Annotated in this window: 18 protein-coding genes; 1 reads left to right on the top strand and 17 read right to left on the bottom strand. The window is 36.3% G+C overall.

Annotated features, from left to right (window positions below; all coding sequences use genetic code 11):
• Positions 1 to 27: 27 nt before the first annotated feature.
• The 8 genes from OZP07_RS21625 to trhO all read right to left on the bottom strand — a co-directional run bounded on the left by OZP07_RS21625 (position 28) and on the right by trhO (position 9,258).
• Positions 28 to 726: a CoA transferase subunit A gene (locus tag OZP07_RS21625; RefSeq protein WP_281636738.1), complete on the bottom strand. Its 699-nt coding sequence runs from the start codon at positions 724 to 726 to the stop codon at positions 28 to 30.
• 258 nt (positions 727 to 984) lie between these two features.
• Positions 985 to 3,303 (bottom strand): penicillin-binding protein 1A, encoded by a 2,319-nt coding sequence (locus OZP07_RS21630; RefSeq protein WP_194642916.1) that lies wholly within the window; start codon positions 3,301 to 3,303, stop codon positions 985 to 987.
• Positions 3,304 to 3,312: 9 nt separating this feature from the next.
• Positions 3,313 to 3,792 carry a gliding motility lipoprotein GldH gene (locus OZP07_RS21635; RefSeq protein WP_194642918.1) on the bottom strand — a complete coding sequence of 160 codons (480 nt, stop codon included), beginning with the start codon at positions 3,790 to 3,792 and terminating at the stop codon, positions 3,313 to 3,315.
• Positions 3,776 to 5,179: a PSP1 domain-containing protein gene (locus OZP07_RS21640; protein ID WP_281636739.1), complete on the bottom strand. Its 1,404-nt coding sequence runs from the start codon at positions 5,177 to 5,179 to the stop codon at positions 3,776 to 3,778. Before OZP07_RS21640 ends, OZP07_RS21635 begins: the two co-directional genes overlap by 17 nt.
• Before the next feature lie 160 nt (positions 5,180 to 5,339).
• Positions 5,340 to 6,329, bottom strand: a complete 990-nt coding sequence (locus tag OZP07_RS21645) for a virulence RhuM family protein (RefSeq protein ID WP_194642922.1) — start codon at positions 6,327 to 6,329, stop codon at positions 5,340 to 5,342.
• A gap of 92 nt (positions 6,330 to 6,421) precedes the next feature.
• Entirely contained in the window at positions 6,422 to 6,652 is a 231-nt protein-coding gene (locus OZP07_RS21650) for a ferredoxin (protein ID WP_194642924.1), read from the bottom strand.
• Complete coding sequence (locus OZP07_RS21655; RefSeq protein WP_194642926.1) at positions 6,652 to 7,893, bottom strand: peptidase U32 family protein; 1,242 nt, start codon at positions 7,891 to 7,893, stop codon at positions 6,652 to 6,654. The genes OZP07_RS21650 and OZP07_RS21655 overlap by 1 nt, the downstream gene beginning before the upstream one ends.
• A gap of 6 nt (positions 7,894 to 7,899) precedes the next feature.
• Positions 7,900 to 9,258, bottom strand: a complete 1,359-nt coding sequence (gene trhO / locus OZP07_RS21660) for an oxygen-dependent tRNA uridine(34) hydroxylase TrhO (RefSeq protein ID WP_281636740.1) — start codon at positions 9,256 to 9,258, stop codon at positions 7,900 to 7,902.
• Positions 9,259 to 9,652: 394 nt separating this feature from the next.
• Between trhO and OZP07_RS21665 the strand changes: the two genes are divergently transcribed.
• Positions 9,653 to 10,114: an FKBP-type peptidyl-prolyl cis-trans isomerase gene (locus OZP07_RS21665; RefSeq protein WP_281636741.1), complete on the top strand. Its 462-nt coding sequence runs from the start codon at positions 9,653 to 9,655 to the stop codon at positions 10,112 to 10,114.
• Positions 10,115 to 10,227: 113 nt separating this feature from the next.
• Here the strand turns inward: OZP07_RS21665 and OZP07_RS21670 are convergent, their stop codons facing one another.
• The 9 genes from OZP07_RS21670 to OZP07_RS21710 all read right to left on the bottom strand — a co-directional run bounded on the left by OZP07_RS21670 (position 10,228) and on the right by OZP07_RS21710 (position 14,830).
• The gene (locus OZP07_RS21670; RefSeq protein ID WP_281636742.1) at positions 10,228 to 10,473 is read right to left on the bottom strand and encodes a hypothetical protein; all 246 of its coding nucleotides are present in this window, start codon (positions 10,471 to 10,473) and stop codon (positions 10,228 to 10,230) included.
• Positions 10,470 to 10,631, bottom strand: coding sequence for a hypothetical protein (locus OZP07_RS21675; RefSeq protein WP_281636743.1), 162 nt, complete (start codon positions 10,629 to 10,631; stop codon positions 10,470 to 10,472). The genes OZP07_RS21670 and OZP07_RS21675 overlap by 4 nt, the downstream gene beginning before the upstream one ends.
• The gene (locus tag OZP07_RS21680) at positions 10,628 to 11,050 is read right to left on the bottom strand and encodes a GNAT family N-acetyltransferase (protein ID WP_281636744.1); all 423 of its coding nucleotides are present in this window, start codon (positions 11,048 to 11,050) and stop codon (positions 10,628 to 10,630) included. The genes OZP07_RS21675 and OZP07_RS21680 overlap by 4 nt, the downstream gene beginning before the upstream one ends.
• Positions 11,051 to 11,054: 4 nt before the next feature.
• A complete protein-coding gene (locus tag OZP07_RS21685) occupies positions 11,055 to 11,345 on the bottom strand; it encodes a carboxymuconolactone decarboxylase family protein (protein WP_281636745.1) in 291 nt (96 codons plus the stop codon).
• A complete protein-coding gene (locus tag OZP07_RS21690) occupies positions 11,323 to 11,484 on the bottom strand; it encodes a hypothetical protein (RefSeq protein ID WP_281636746.1) in 162 nt (53 codons plus the stop codon). The genes OZP07_RS21685 and OZP07_RS21690 overlap by 23 nt, the downstream gene beginning before the upstream one ends.
• 85 nt (positions 11,485 to 11,569) lie before the next feature.
• Positions 11,570 to 12,379, bottom strand: coding sequence for a helix-turn-helix domain-containing protein (locus OZP07_RS21695; protein WP_281636747.1), 810 nt, complete (start codon positions 12,377 to 12,379; stop codon positions 11,570 to 11,572).
• Between the two features lie 30 nt (positions 12,380 to 12,409).
• Positions 12,410 to 12,856, bottom strand: a complete 447-nt coding sequence (locus OZP07_RS21700) for a GNAT family N-acetyltransferase (protein WP_281636748.1) — start codon at positions 12,854 to 12,856, stop codon at positions 12,410 to 12,412.
• Positions 12,857 to 13,142: 286 nt separating this feature from the next.
• On the bottom strand, positions 13,143 to 14,117 hold the full coding sequence (locus tag OZP07_RS21705) for a DUF4837 family protein (RefSeq protein ID WP_281636749.1): 975 nt from the start codon (positions 14,115 to 14,117) through the stop codon (positions 13,143 to 13,145).
• A gap of 47 nt (positions 14,118 to 14,164) precedes the next feature.
• Positions 14,165 to 14,830 carry a 3-keto-disaccharide hydrolase gene (locus tag OZP07_RS21710; protein WP_281636750.1) on the bottom strand — a complete coding sequence of 222 codons (666 nt, stop codon included), beginning with the start codon at positions 14,828 to 14,830 and terminating at the stop codon, positions 14,165 to 14,167.
• Between the last annotated feature and the right edge of the window lie 18 nt (positions 14,831 to 14,848).

Consider the following 14,848-nt stretch of genomic DNA (forward strand, 5'->3'; position numbering starts at 1 on the left):
TATTAATCTAATTCCCTCATTTTCTAATTATCTAATTCTTACTGTTCGCTGTTCTATCCTTTTCTCATATTTTTCGCCTTGAAAAATACGCTGCACTAAAATCCCTGGGATATGAATTTGATTTGGATCTAAAGTTCCTGCATCGACTAGTTCTTCTACTTCGGCGACGGTGATTTTGGCAGCTCCTGCCATTGCCGGATTGAAATTTCTGGCTGTTCCTTTAAAGATGAGGTTTCCTGCAGTGTCACCTTTCCATGCTTTTATGATAGCAAAATCGGCTTTGAAAGCGTGTTCCATAATATGCATTTTACCATTGAACTCACGAATTTCTTTTCCCTCGGCGACTTCAGTTCCATAACCAGCCGGTGTAAAAAAAGCTGGAATTCCAGCCTGAGCAGCACGGCATCTTTCAGCCAAAGTTCCCTGAGGAATGAGATCCACTTCAAGTTCGCCAGAAAGCATCTGGCGCTCGAACTCGGCATTTTCGCCTACATAGGAAGAAATCATTTTCTTGATTTGTTTTTTTTGCAGAAGCAGACCAAGACCAAAATCGTCTACTCCAGCATTATTAGAGATGCAGGTTAAATTTTTAGTTTCTTTTTGAACCAATTCGGCGATGGAATTTTCTGGAATGCCACACAGTCCGAAGCCGCCAAGCATCAGTGTCATTCCGTTTTCAATTCCCTGCAGTGCTTCCTGAACAGTATTTACTTTTTTATTAATCATGATAATTTTTTTATTACTATATCGATTTCGTAATTAATTTATAAAAATGATTTTAGCAATCAAATGTAGTAAAATAATCATATTTGTTCCGCTTTCTTTTTTTTGATTTCTGTTTTTTTTGGTGAGGGAATAGGAGCTAGCTGCCGAAGCAGCACGGATAGTCCGACAGCAATAGAAAAAGGAGCCGAATAAGCGTTTTGCTATATTGGGCTCCTTGTTCTAGCGGTGTCACGTCCTAATGGATTAGGATAAGGCTTTTTATAATGCGAACTCCTCTGTATCCTGTTCTGGAGTTGCAGTCGAATCTTGCACAACGGTGTGACGCGGTGTGTAACAATCTACTTTGATAGAAAGATTGGCTGGTCTTTCAAAAGATTCTTTGGAAATTTTTAAATTCTCGTCCTTGTAGCATTTGTTCATGAAATACCCCCAGATAGGCAAAGCCATTGCGGCTCCCTGTCCGTAAGTTAGACTCTTGAAATGTGCCGAACGGTCTTCACAGCCTACCCAAACACCCGTTACAAGGTTTGGTACCATTCCCATAAACCAGCCATCAGACTGATTTTGAGAAGTTCCAGTTTTTCCTGCAATAGGGTTTTTAAACATATACGGATAACCTGTCCATCGGTTGTCTCCGCTTCCTCCTCCTTGAGTTCTCAATCTTGCTCCGGAACCGCTCTCAGTTACACCCTCTAGCAGTTTAATAATGGCAAATGCAATGTCTTTGTTCAAAACATCGTGGGATTCCGGTATTGGTTCGTAGATAACTTCACCGCTTTTGTTCTCTATTTTAGTTAAGAACTGCGGTTTGGTGTAAACTCCTTGATTAGCAAATGTACTGAAGGCTGCTACCATATCTTCAACAGTAATCTCAACAGCTCCCAAAGCAATGGACGGCTGATTGATAATATCTGATTTTACTCCTAATTTATGAGTTAATTCAACTACAGCTTCTGGACTTACTTTGTCAATTAATTTTGCCGATACTGTATTGATGGAGTAGGCTAGTGCCTGTTTTAAAGTTACCATTCCACGGTAATTGTTATCAGAGTTTCTTGGTTCCCAATCTTCGGTTACATGATGACGTCCTTTGCGTATCATAAACGGACCATCGAGTATAGAGTCACAAGGAGACATATTCAATTGCTCGATTGCAGTTGCATATACAAAAGGCTTGAACGTAGATCCTACTTGTCTGGCTCCTTGTCCTACGTGATCGTATTGAAAATATTTGTAATTAATTCCACCAACCCAAACTTTAATATTACCTGTTTGTGGCTCCATAGACATTACTCCAGCCTGCAGAAAGTGCTTGTAATAGCGGATGGAATCCATTGGAGTCATGATAGTATCTCTTTCTCCTTTCCAAGTGAAAACCGTCATTTTGGTTTTTTCGCCAAAGGTTTTAATGATTTCTTCGTCACTTTTGTCCTGTTCCTTTAAAACAGCCCATCTGTGAGATGATTTCATTGCTTGATTAATGATGCGATCGGTTTCTGCATCAGAAATATTAACAAAAGGCGCATTTTTATTGGTTTTGGACTGAATAAAAAATTCTTCCTGCATATTAGCCATGTGCGCCGAAACGGCTTCTTCGGCATAAGCCTGCATTCTGGAGTCTATTGTAGTGTAAATTTTTAAACCGTCTTTGTAAATATCATAGTCAGAACCATCAGGTTTTTTATTTTCTTCTACCCATTTTTTCATGTATTCACGAAGGTATTCTCTAAAGTAAGTTGCTGTACCTTCTCTATGGCTTTCTAATTTGAAATGCAATGTAATTGGCAGACTCTGCAATTGGTGTTTTTGATCTTCGGTAATGAGTTTTGCTTTTTCCATTTGAGAAAGCACCACATTTCTTCTGTTTTTTACACCAACTGGATTTTTAACCGGATTATAAAGTCCTGAGTTTTTGAACATACCTACTAAAATAGCTGATTCATCGGTAGTTAAATCTTTTGGCTCTTTAGAAAAATACGTTTTGGCAGCTGAGCTTACGCCTACAGAATAATTTCCAAAATCATACACATTGCAGTACATTGCAATGATTTCGTTTTTAGTATATTGTCTTTCCAGTCGAATGGCAATAATCCATTCTTTCATTTTCTGCACAATACGGAAAGGTAAAAATTTCGATCCTTCTCCGTGAAATAACTGTTTTGCTAACTGCTGCGTCAAAGTACTCGCTCCTCCGCTTGTTCCTAAACTTGCGATAGCTCTTAATGTTCCTCTTCCGTCTATACCTGAATGTTCGTAAAAACGTGCGTCTTCGGTAGCGACTAACGCGTCAACTAGACTTTTTGGCAAGTCCGAATATTTTAATTGGGAACGGTTCTGCTTAAAGTATTTACCTAAAACAACTCCGTCAGAAGAAATAATTTCGGTTGCTAAATTAGAATCTGGATTTTCTAAATCTTCAAACGAAGGCATAGATCCAAAAAGACCCCATGAAGCAAAAAGGAAGAATAAAGCAATAATTCCCAGTCCGTAGAAGTAAATTTTCCAAAATTTTCTGGAATAATATTTCACATCTTTATTGATGTTTTTTGTCTGAGGGTTATTTTTTTTGATAGCCATAATCGTGTTCTAATCTTTATTTTCTATTCTAAAACCAACTTCGGTAATCCCGTCCAAAAAAGCTACGCCAGGCACTTTTCCGTTTTCTCTGACCGCTTGTTTAATATGCACCTTGTACTTACCTCTAAAACGGACATTCTCTTTGTAATATAATTTGCTCTCTTTAAGATCTGTAAAACCATCTCCTAGCAGTGTCCCGTCAGGTGCTGCCATTTGGTATTCTAAAGTATCAACTTTGGTATATCCATTAGGACTTTCCAAAGAAACAATAAGAAACAAATTGCTGTATTTATAATTGTTGTTATCTCTTAAATTTACAAATAAATTGTATCTTTTTGTAGAATCCAAAACAGGCAGATCAAAAGTAACAATACTGTCTTTGTTCCAAGCACTTCCTACAGATTTATACTCATCAAAAACTCTTTTTTTATCACATGAAAAAAGAAGCACTGCAGCGAAAATCAGTAAAAGACTATTCTTTATTCTCATTTTTTTTAATAATTATTGGTTTTCTAGGCTCTTCTGATTTATTCTCAGCACCAGCTGGACGATTACCGTTTGGTTTTTTGCGGTTGTTTTTCTTGCGGTTTCTATTGGCATTATTACCATTCGGATTTTCTCTGACTGGATTCTCTTTCTGGTCAATGCCTGATTTTGTATTATTTTGGGTATTATTTTTCTGAATTGCCGGCTTATTTTGATTGTTTGCATTATTACCATTGTTTGGTACAATCATTTTTTCACCCGCAGCTCTTGGTTTTTTGTTTGGTTTTTTCTTTCTTTTCGGCTGATCGAAACGTGTTAAACTTTCCTGACCCATTGCGTTATTAAAATTCTGTTCTGGCTCAGAAACAACTTCAACCGCATAGTCTTCTAACGAAGAAACTTTGTTTTTTAGTTTGTTCTCAGCAATAATTTCTTTTACCTGCTCAATTTTTAGAACATGCCAGTTAGCAAAATTATTAGTGTAAGCAAACCACATTAAACCTTTGAAAATGTCTTGTTTCTGGCAAATGGCATCTCCCTTTTCAGTAATTAATTTGGTATCAAATTCAGGAAAATCCTTTAAGGCATCCATGTAAGTGTCCAGTTCGTAATTAAGACAGCATTTCAGTTTACCGCATTGACCCGCAAGTTTCTGAGGATTTAAAGACAATTGCTGATAACGTGCAGCTGATGTGTTCACACTTCTAAAATCAGTCAGCCAAGTAGAACAGCATAATTCTCTTCCGCAGGAACCGATTCCGCCTAAACGAGCTGCTTCCTGACGGAAACCTACTTGTTTCATCTCAACTCTGGTGCTGAATTCTTTAGCAAAATCTTTGATTAAAAGTCTGAAATCGACTCTGTCATTGGCAGTATAATAGAAAGTCGCTTTAGAGCCGTCACCTTGAAATTCAATATCCGAAATTTTCATTTCCAGTTTTTGGGCAATGGCCAATTCACGGGCACGAACCTTCATCGGCTCTTCCTTGTTTCGGGCTACAGTCCAAATATCGATATCTTTTTGAGATGCTTTGCGATAAATTTTAGCAACATCATTACCGGCAGGATTCACCCCTTTTTTCTTCATTTGAATTCTTACCAATTCTCCTGTAAGGGTTACAATTCCAATGTCATGTCCAGGCGAAGCAACAGTTGCCACTATATCCCCCATGCTTAATGTTAAATTCTCGGTATTTCGGTAAAATTCTTTTCTGCCGTTTTTAAAACGGACTTCCACACAGTCAAAAGGAGCTTCTCCATTGGGTAAACTCATGTTCGAAAGCCAGTCAAAAACCGTTAATTTGTTGCAGCTGTCGGTGCCGCAAGTCCCATTATTTTTACAACCCTTTGGTGCGCCGCCATCAGAAGTTGAACAACTTGTACATGCCATAATGCTATATGTAGTATTGCTATAAAAGCAATTTAAGTTCTTAAAAGATTTAATCTGTAAAGATAGTATTTTTTTGGTTTAAGTCGCAAGGGGTAAAAATGCCAAAAAAAATGTAAAGTTTTGCTGAAAAGCTGAAGGCGGAATTAAGAAATTAATGGTATTATGATTTGAGTTTTTTTATTTCCTTATCAAAATCAGAAATTATTTTTTGTGTTTTATTGAAGACTTCATAAGTGGCAATTGCTTTTTTATCAGCCTGAATTTTAGAAATTTTCCCTTTTCCTTCCAAAACTTTATAGTCGTTAAAGTCGAGAAATTTATTAACACTTGTTGCTAATTGTTCCATTGTAAAAGTATTTTCTCTTTCTATCAATCCTTCAATGTAATCAAAATAACCTGTTACTGTTCGTTCCAGCTGTTTAATTTCTTTTTCCTGTAAATAGTTTTTTGCAATCACCGCATCCGATTTTAAAACCCTTCCGTTTGGACTGTTTTTCCAGGTAGTCAGTCCCATATTTTCCTTTTGGGCGTCGGCAGTATTAAATATTATTTCGGCAGCAGTTTTGCCGGTTATGGCAAAATGAAATTTGTTCTGAACTGTTGCATAGAAGTTTTTAGTGATCTCTGAATTGTTGTCATAATCAATACTGCATTCGGCAAAAATATCGGTTACCTGCTGGTAAATTCTTCTTTCGCTCGCCCGGATAGAACGAACTCTTTGAAGTAATTCTTTAAAATAATCCTTTCCAAAAATAACCTGACCTTGTTTTAAACGATTGTCATCTAATACAAAACCTTTTATAATATAGTCTTTTAAAGTTTGAGTTGCCCAAATTCTAAATTGGGTTGCTTTTGTAGAGTTTACTCGGTATCCAACTGAAATTATAGCATCGAGATTATAATAACTTGTAATGTAATTTTTATTATCAGAAGCAGTTGTTTCCATTTTGGAAATAACTGAAGATTCTACCAATTCTCCTTCTTCAAAAATATTCTTAAAATGTTTACTTATAGCTGGAACTTTAACGCCAAACAACTCTGCTATTGCTTTTTGAGTCAACCACACCGATTCATTTTGAAGCAGTACATCAACACGAATTTCTCCGTTTGGCGCGGTATATAAAATAAACTTTTTTAGATCTTCACTCATAACTATTTGTCAATGTTATTCTAAAATCATTGGATTTGAATTGGAACAAATGTAAAGATAGCAAAATAAAAAAGTAGTTTTTTTACGAATTTCTAAGTCTCTTTCAACGTAATAATTTTCACCGGACAAGCTTTGGCTGCCAGCTCACAACTTTCAACTATCGTGTGGTCGGGTGATTTCAAAGTGAAAAAACCTTTAGCATTCACGCTTTTAATCAACACCGATTTTCCGTCTTTTTTGGACATTCGAAATTGAACTGGTGCCATTTCTACGCAATAATTGCAGCCAATACATTTGTCCCTTTGTAGCGTAACAATGACCATTAGGTTTCTACGATTTTATATAATTTGTCGGACATTCGGATTCTGAAAGGAAGTTTCAAAGTACAGTCGTCACCTTTCGTTGCTTTCTCTGCTGTAGTGTCATTCACAAACATTTCTTCAATAACCATTTCCTGCGCTCCGGTGCTTGGACCTGTTACCAATATTTTATCACCGATTTTTATGTCGTAAGCTTCGATTTTGAATTGTCCAATTGCCGCTTTTGGGAAAAAATGGGTTCCTTTCCCCACATAGACTTTTTTCTGTGTCGCCATCGATCCCGAAACATCGCTCCATTCACCTAATTCCTGACCAAGATAATAACCTGACCAAAAACCACGGTTATAAACAGTGTTCAAATCTTCCATCCAAACTGCTATTTTTTCTTTGGTAAAAGTACCTTCGAAATAACTGTCAATTGCTTCACGGTAGGTTTTTATTACGGTAGCAACATATTCCGGAGCACGGCCTCGGCCTTCAATTTTCAATACTTGAATGCCCGAATCGATTACCTGATCCAGAAAATCCAATGTACATAAATCTTTTGGAGACATCATGTATTCGTTGTCCAACTCGATTTCAAAACCCGTTTCCTGATCGATAACGGTATATTTTTTACGGCAATTTTGTTTGCAGGCACCACGGTTTGCCGATGAGTTGTGCGAATGCAAACTCAAATAGCATTTCCCCGAAACGGCCATACACAAAGCACCGTGACCGAAAATTTCGATTTCAACAAGTTTACCGTTTGGCCCTTTGATTTGTTCTTTTTCGATTTGTTCCGTGATTTTTTTTACTTGTCGCAGACTCAATTCACGGCTCAAAACCATCGTATCGGCAAAAAGACTGTAGAATTTGATGGTTTCGATATTGGTGATATTCAACTGTGTCGAAATATGAACTTCCATTCCAATTCCTCTTGCCATTGCAATGACTGCTTGGTCAGAGGCTATCACCGCAGTGATATTGGCTTCTTTGGCTTTGTTCAATAATGTTTTGACAACCGATAAGTCGTGATCGTAAATAATAGTATTCAACGTTAAATAACTTCTAACATTTTGGGCTTCGCAACGGCGGGCGATTTCGGGTAAATCGTCCATCGTAAAATTTACCGTGGCACGGGCACGCATGTTCAATTGTTCTACTCCGAAATAAACAGAATCAGCGCCATTATCTAATCCAGCCTGAAGCGACTCAAAGTTCCCAGCGGGAGCCATGAGTTCAATTTTGTTTGTTGCTGTCATGATAAACTATTCTAAAATTTTGTAAATTTTATCCGATAATCTAATTCTGAAAGGAACTTCAAAAGTCACTTTATCGCCAATTTTAGCCGTTGGAGTTGCAGCTCCGTTTACGATAATTTTGTCTAAAACTAATTCCTCATTACCTGTTGTCGGGCCAGAGATTAAAATTTTGTCACCACTGTTTAGTTCGTGGTTTTCAATAGTAAATTGACCAACGCTCGCTTTCACGTAAAAATGTTCCGCTTTGCCAAGAAGCACTTTTTTTACTTTTACTTTTTGACGAATATCGACAGTTTTTTCTGCAGGAGCCAAAGCTGTATTTGGTAAGTCACCCGAATGTTTGAATCTTAGGTTCTCCGATTTTCCTTTTCTGAAAACTTTGTTTCCAACCTGTTGCCCAGTTCTCAATCGCACCTGATCCACCAATGGCAGGTGAATAATATCAAGACATTCAGTAGAACAGCAGTTTTCCATCGCACTTTTGCATTCGTCACATTGGATAAACAATAAATGACAGCCGTCGTTTTCACAATTGGTGTGGTTGTCGCAAGGTTTCCCGCATTGGTGGCATTGCGAAATAATATCATCGGTAATTCTTTCACCTAGACGATTATCAAACACGAAGTTTTTACCAATGAATTTGCTTTCAAGACCTTCTTCTTTCAGTTGTTTTGCATAGTTGATGATTCCACCTTCTAATTGAAAAACATTTTTAAAACCTTGGTGTTTAAAATAAGCACTCGCTTTTTCACAACGAATACCTCCGGTGCAGTACATTACCAGGTTTTTATCTTCTTTGTGGTCTTGAAGCTGTTCATTGATTATTGGCAGACTCTCTCTGAAAGTTTCTACATCAGGAGTGATGGCATTTTTAAAATGCCCCACTTCACTTTCGTAGTGATTTCTAAAATCTACTACAATCGTGTTTGGATCTTCAAGTATTTCGTTGAATTCTTTGGCTTTCAGGTGAACGCCTATATTGGTAACATCAAAGGTATCGTCGTTCAAACCGTCAGCAACAATTTTGTGACGGACTTTGATGGTCAGTTTCAAAAAGGAATGATCATCATGCTCAACAGCCTCATTCAAACGAATGCCTTTCATGAAATCATAGACTTCCAGAGTCGCTCTAAAAGCCTCCAGATTTTCGGCAGGAATACTCATTTGGGCATTGATGCCTTCGTTGGCAACGTAAATTCGGCCCAAAGCATCGAGTGCATTCCAGGCTACAAATAAATCGTCGCGAAATTGTTTAGGATCTTGAATTTTGGCATACGCATAGAATGACAACGTTAGTCGTTGTTTACCGGCATCATCGATCATGATGGCTCTTTCTTCTGCGCTTAAGGTGTTGTACAGTTGCATGCTATAAACAGTTTAAGTTGAGAAATATATGTTGATTCCGATAGTGTTGGTTCGAAATCGGGCGCAAAATTAGTGAATTTTTTAGGATTTTCACTTGATATTTAGCGGAATATTGTGATTTCAACTTTTTTGGAAGCAGAAAGATTTGATGTTTTTAGTAAGATTGGTCTTGTATATGAGGCTGAAAGCCGAACTGGCGAAGCAATTCGCCGCAATCTGTGCTCAAAAAGAAATATAGTATTGATTTTCCACCATTTACAATTGGATTCAAATTGACATCCTATCCAAGAAATACACAATGAAATGGATGCCTGTTTGGATTTTTTTGAGAAAATCTTATTACTAATATGAACTCAAAAAAGTATATTTGTGACCAACAATAATTAAAAAACTTATGAAATACTCAATTTTGGCGATTATAGCCGTACTTTTTATATCTTGTACCAACAACGACAATGAATTGCCTGCGGCAATAGATTATACTGCTCAAAATGAAGCAGAAATTAAAGCATATATTGCAGATAACAAACTGGATGCAAAAAGATCAGATTCTGGCTTGTATTATGTAATTAACGAAGCGGGGACAGGAAAACAGCCTACCTCTACTTCAAACGTAAAAGTGACTTACAAAGGTTATTTTACAAACAAAATTATTTTTGATCAAAATAACACTGGGATTTCATTTAACCTGCAGCAGGTAATAAAGGGCTGGACTGAAGGACTTACCTATTTTAAAGAAGGCGGAAGCGGTATTCTTTTGGTACCTGCACATTTAGGTTATGGCAGCTACAATTATAATGGTATTCCAGGCGGTTCAGTTTTGATTTTTGATGTCAGCCTAATTACTGTTAATTAAATTTTTTGCCTAAAAACGACAAATAATATAAAAGCCCCGCATCAAGTGGGGCTTTCGTTTTTTTAAAACCTGCAACGATTGTAAATGACAGCTAAAAACATCAATTACCACTGTCAGCCTGAATGAAACTGTATCTCTCCATCGACAATAAATGCCCCCGCAGAAGCTTTAAAAACAGAATAGTCAAGCGGTGCTTTACAATTGACAGCTATTACCATAGATAACCCAAAAAGAAGCAGTAAAACACCGGTGCATTTGGCAATCAGCTCACTTTTGAAATTAGTCAGCAGCGCAATTGCAAAAGCGATTTCAAGAAAAGCAGCTATTCCGCCAGCAATAGAAGCTAAATTATAATTCAAAAAGGCATAAGTGTATTTGTATATTTTGCAAAAGCTCCCCAATTTCCCCAAGCAGACAATTCTTTGCTCCATAACCCGAAACGGTCTGCAGTTGCTGATAAAAATCCAGCACTTAGTGAAATTCTCAAAAACCATTCAATTATTTTCTCTTGTTTCATAACTGCTTATTAAAGTGATATGCGTTTATTGTAAAATTTTCTTTGAAGTAAAGCTTGTGCGCATCAGTTCGTGCGGGACCGCTGTCCAGCTGCACCGATTTACAATTCTGTTCTTTGGCAATACCATAAATATGATTAAGTAATGCCGATGCATATCCTTTGCCTCGATATTTTTCGAGAGTCGAAAGATCGTCTATGTATAACAGTTTGCTGCAATACAGCATCGTCCAAAATCGGTAACCCGCTAATGAAACGGCCTTATCATCATCGGAAATATATAGAAGTGTATAGCCTTCTTTTTGCATTTCCTTAATTTGATTTACAAATTCATTCTCCTTTAGCATAGGGCGCAAAAGGGACATAGCCTCCCAGCAGAAAGCTATGTCTTGATCAGTAACTGCTGTTTTAATTTCAATCATTTTGTTATTGTAGAATTAATAAAGTGGCTCTTCCTATTCTGTTCCAAGCATTAATACAGGCAATTGCCATAATCGCATGCGAAACTTTCTCTTCGCCCAAAACTTGAACTGCTTCGTTAAAAGTTTCGTTTGAAACCCCGTTTTCTGAAATAAGAGTAGTTTCATCTGTCAAGGTTAAAACAGCTCTTTCTTCATTCGTAAAATAAGGAGAATCTGCCCAGGCATTCAAAGCCAAAAGTCTCTTGGACGTTTCGCCGCCTGCCAGTGCATCATTACTGTGTGACTGTATGCACAAGGATTAATGAGGCTCTTACTTTGATAAGATGGCAGAGTGATTTTGGCAGATTTGTTTCGGTAACATATTTGTCCAATTGAATAAGTGATTGGTAAGCACCTGACGTTACTGTGTTGATGTCAATTCTTTGTGTCTGCATTTTTGTTTGATTTAAATTATAATACAAAACTATGAGGATGGCTTTCGCTAAAAAATGGACAAAACTTTAAAAATGGTGGACTTTACTATTCTGTCAAGAGAGAACGCAAATGGTCTTTTGCACGAGTGGCAGTCTGTTTTTTGAAAAACCTCGAAAAATAATGGCTGTCGTCAAACCCTAACTTAAAGGCAACTTGTTTTACATTCAGGTTTTCATAATTAAATAAACGCTTGGCTTCCAGAATAATTAAATCATTAATGAGCTGCTGAGTCGTTTCGTTGGTGTTTTTCTTAGTAAGCTCATTCAATTTTTGTTCCGAAATATGCAGTAATTGAGCATACTCTTTTACAGTGAGACGTTTTTCAAAGCTGTCTCTGATTAAATTTAAAAACTGCAGAAACAGTGCATCCGGTTTATAAAGCGGTCTTTCCTGCTGCATTATCTTGCATCTGCTTACTTCAATAATCAGCAGTTTCAAAATGGAATGCAGACTTGTTTCGTATTCAAATGGTTTGTTGATTAATTCACTTTTCAATGAATCATAATAATCCGTAACCCTTTTTAAACTGTTTTCATCGGATATTTTAATGAGTTCGTTTAATCCAAAATGACAGTATAATCCGTTATGGTAAATAAGTTCAACAGCCTTTTCATCTTTACAGAAGAAGTCATAAGTAAATTCTAAAATACTGCCTTCGCAATTGTTAATTTCTATAAACTGATAATATTGTTTTGGAGTAATAGTCAAAAAAAGACCCTCGTTAATTTCATAAAGCTGATTGTCGATTTCAATTTTCACTTCACCTGAATTACAAAAAATCAATACAAATTTATACTGTCGCTCAGGCAGTGTCATCAGTATTGAATCTTCTATTGGTTTTAAGTCAAAAATCATAGTTGTGGATTAACTCGAATATAAATTAAATCAGCTCTTAATCATTTCAATATGCGGAATATCATCTTCGAGATACATTTCGCTTGACTGTACAAAACCATGATTTTCATAGAATTTCTTCAGATACAATTGAGCTCCAATGGTGATTTGGCTTTCACCAAAATGTTCCAAAATACCTGCAATTGCATTTTGCATCAAATCATGCCCCCATTTTCGGTCTCTGTAATCCCGATCAACTACAACTCTTCCAATAGAAGCGTTATCAAAAGTAATTCCTGATTTGAAAAGCCTAGCGTGTGCAATAATTTTATCTTCATAAATTCCGAAAAGATGCAGAGCTAGTTTGTCTTTGCCATCAATATCCAAATAGACGCAGTTCTGCTCCACTACAAAGATCCTGCTTCGCAATTGGAGTATATCATACAACTCGGTTACAGTTAATGCCTCAAAGGGCTTTATTTTCCATTCTATAGACATGGGGTAATATTTATTTTTAAGTTGAGAAAAAAATCAGCCACAAATTACGCAAATTTCCACAAATTATGGATTATGAGATTGAAAAGCTATTTCGCAGAGATGCACGAAGGATTACACTCGATGTAATTAAATTAAGAGATTTTTGAATGAAGATTAACGATTTTTGATTTCAGATTTGGTGTTGGTAAATATCTATTTAGCTGATTTAATAGTTATTTCCATCTGAAATCAAAAATCTTCAATCTATTTTACTGCTTTTCTTTGGGTATCTCTCTGAAAATAAAAATCAATTTATCTTGACGCCTTTAATAATCGATTCCAATTCGTGCATGTGATTCCGTTTTTCCCGTGAAGGGACATAACAAAATCCGTCTAGGTAAATGATTCTGTTATTTTTTGAATCAATTATCAGATAATTTACAAACGCACCAAACATGAAACTGTCTTTTAACCTCCATGTTCCTTTGGTTTCATAAGCTGGTTTCCCGTCAAGGGTAATCTTCGACAGATAAAAAGGATATGATTTATCTATATACAGACTAGAAGCCGGCTCTTTGCCTCTAATATACAAATCACCTATGGAATCATGCACTTTTACTACTTTATTTAGCACATTGTCCTGTGCATTAATGGTGTTAATAGGCAGCTGCGTAATCAGTAAACTGGTGCTTCCGCTGGAAAATTCGCTTTTAAGCCAAACAAAACTCTTATTCTTAAGGACATAAGAATACTTTTTGGGAATTTTTAATAAAAGATTAAACTGTTGTTGAATTGCTGTCGGATCCACTAAAGAGTCATTTAACAAAAGCTGATGTGCCTTTATTTCGCCATCTTGAATGATTTTAATAATCTGCGGTGATCTTTTCTCTATAATGCTCAATAAATCCGAAAGGGTTTTGCCAGTAATGTGGATAACATTCTGAGGAGCTGCGTACTGATTTTTTTTAATGGTAAAATTATTCTCTTCCCCCTGCTTAATGACAATAATCGTTCTGCTTTTGGTCACAAAACCTTCCATCACATTGATAGGATACTGGTTAATATCAAATTGGGGTTCTTCGGTAGATAAACCTTCTACTGGACTTGCAAATTTATTTCGAATGCTGTCACCAATAATGCCATTCCACAGCTGATCATCAATAACCACCGAAATTGTATTGATTTTACCAGTCGATTTTCTTGGCACATCGTCATCTTGCTTTTTGCAGGAAAAGAACAAAAGCGTAAGAAAATAAAAAAACAGAAAAAGGTTTTTATTCATTGATAGGGCAATTAATTATCAAAAATAAAAAAAGCCTTTCGAAAAATTTAGTTTTCTTCTTTAGAAATATTTTTTAATCGAATATTTTTAAAATCGATAGGCGAACCTTCATAATTCAAAGAAATTTTACCTTCTTTGGAAGAAGCTTCCACACATTGGTTTACTAATTTTCCATTCAAATATTGGGTGATTTTTCCGTTGAATGAGCGAATCAAAACCTGATTCCATTCTCCGTAAGGTTTTTCATTATCGCTGAATTTAGGCGAAGTAACACTAGCTCCAGGTTCAACTAATTTCCCGTTTACTACTGCGGTTATATTGTCCAAAAAAATGAAGTCGCCGGTAGTATTCTCTTTCATTTGAAATTGAATTCCTTTTGGCCATATATTATCAGGTGAATCTATAGGGATGTTATACATTACACCACTATTTTTTTTGGCTTTGCTTTTATTAAATTTTTCTTCAATATTCCATCTGAATTCTAAAGCCAGCTCAAAGTTTTTATAACTTTTATTCGTCATCAGATAACCAATTTTATCTCCATGCATACGAATCATTCCGTCAGCAAACTCATAGACATCTGAAGCTTTAATCCTTTGGCTGCTTGTTTTAGTAAAAGCATACCAGTCATTCTCTGAGAAATTTTTATCTTGAACAGCACACGAATTTAACAGCAGAACAAGTGCAAAAGCAAAAGTGAAATTTTTAAACATTAAAGTGAAATTTTAAAC

The sequence above is a fragment of the Flavobacterium marginilacus genome (assembly GCF_026870155.1).
Lineage (GTDB): Bacteria > Bacteroidota > Bacteroidia > Flavobacteriales > Flavobacteriaceae > Flavobacterium > Flavobacterium marginilacus.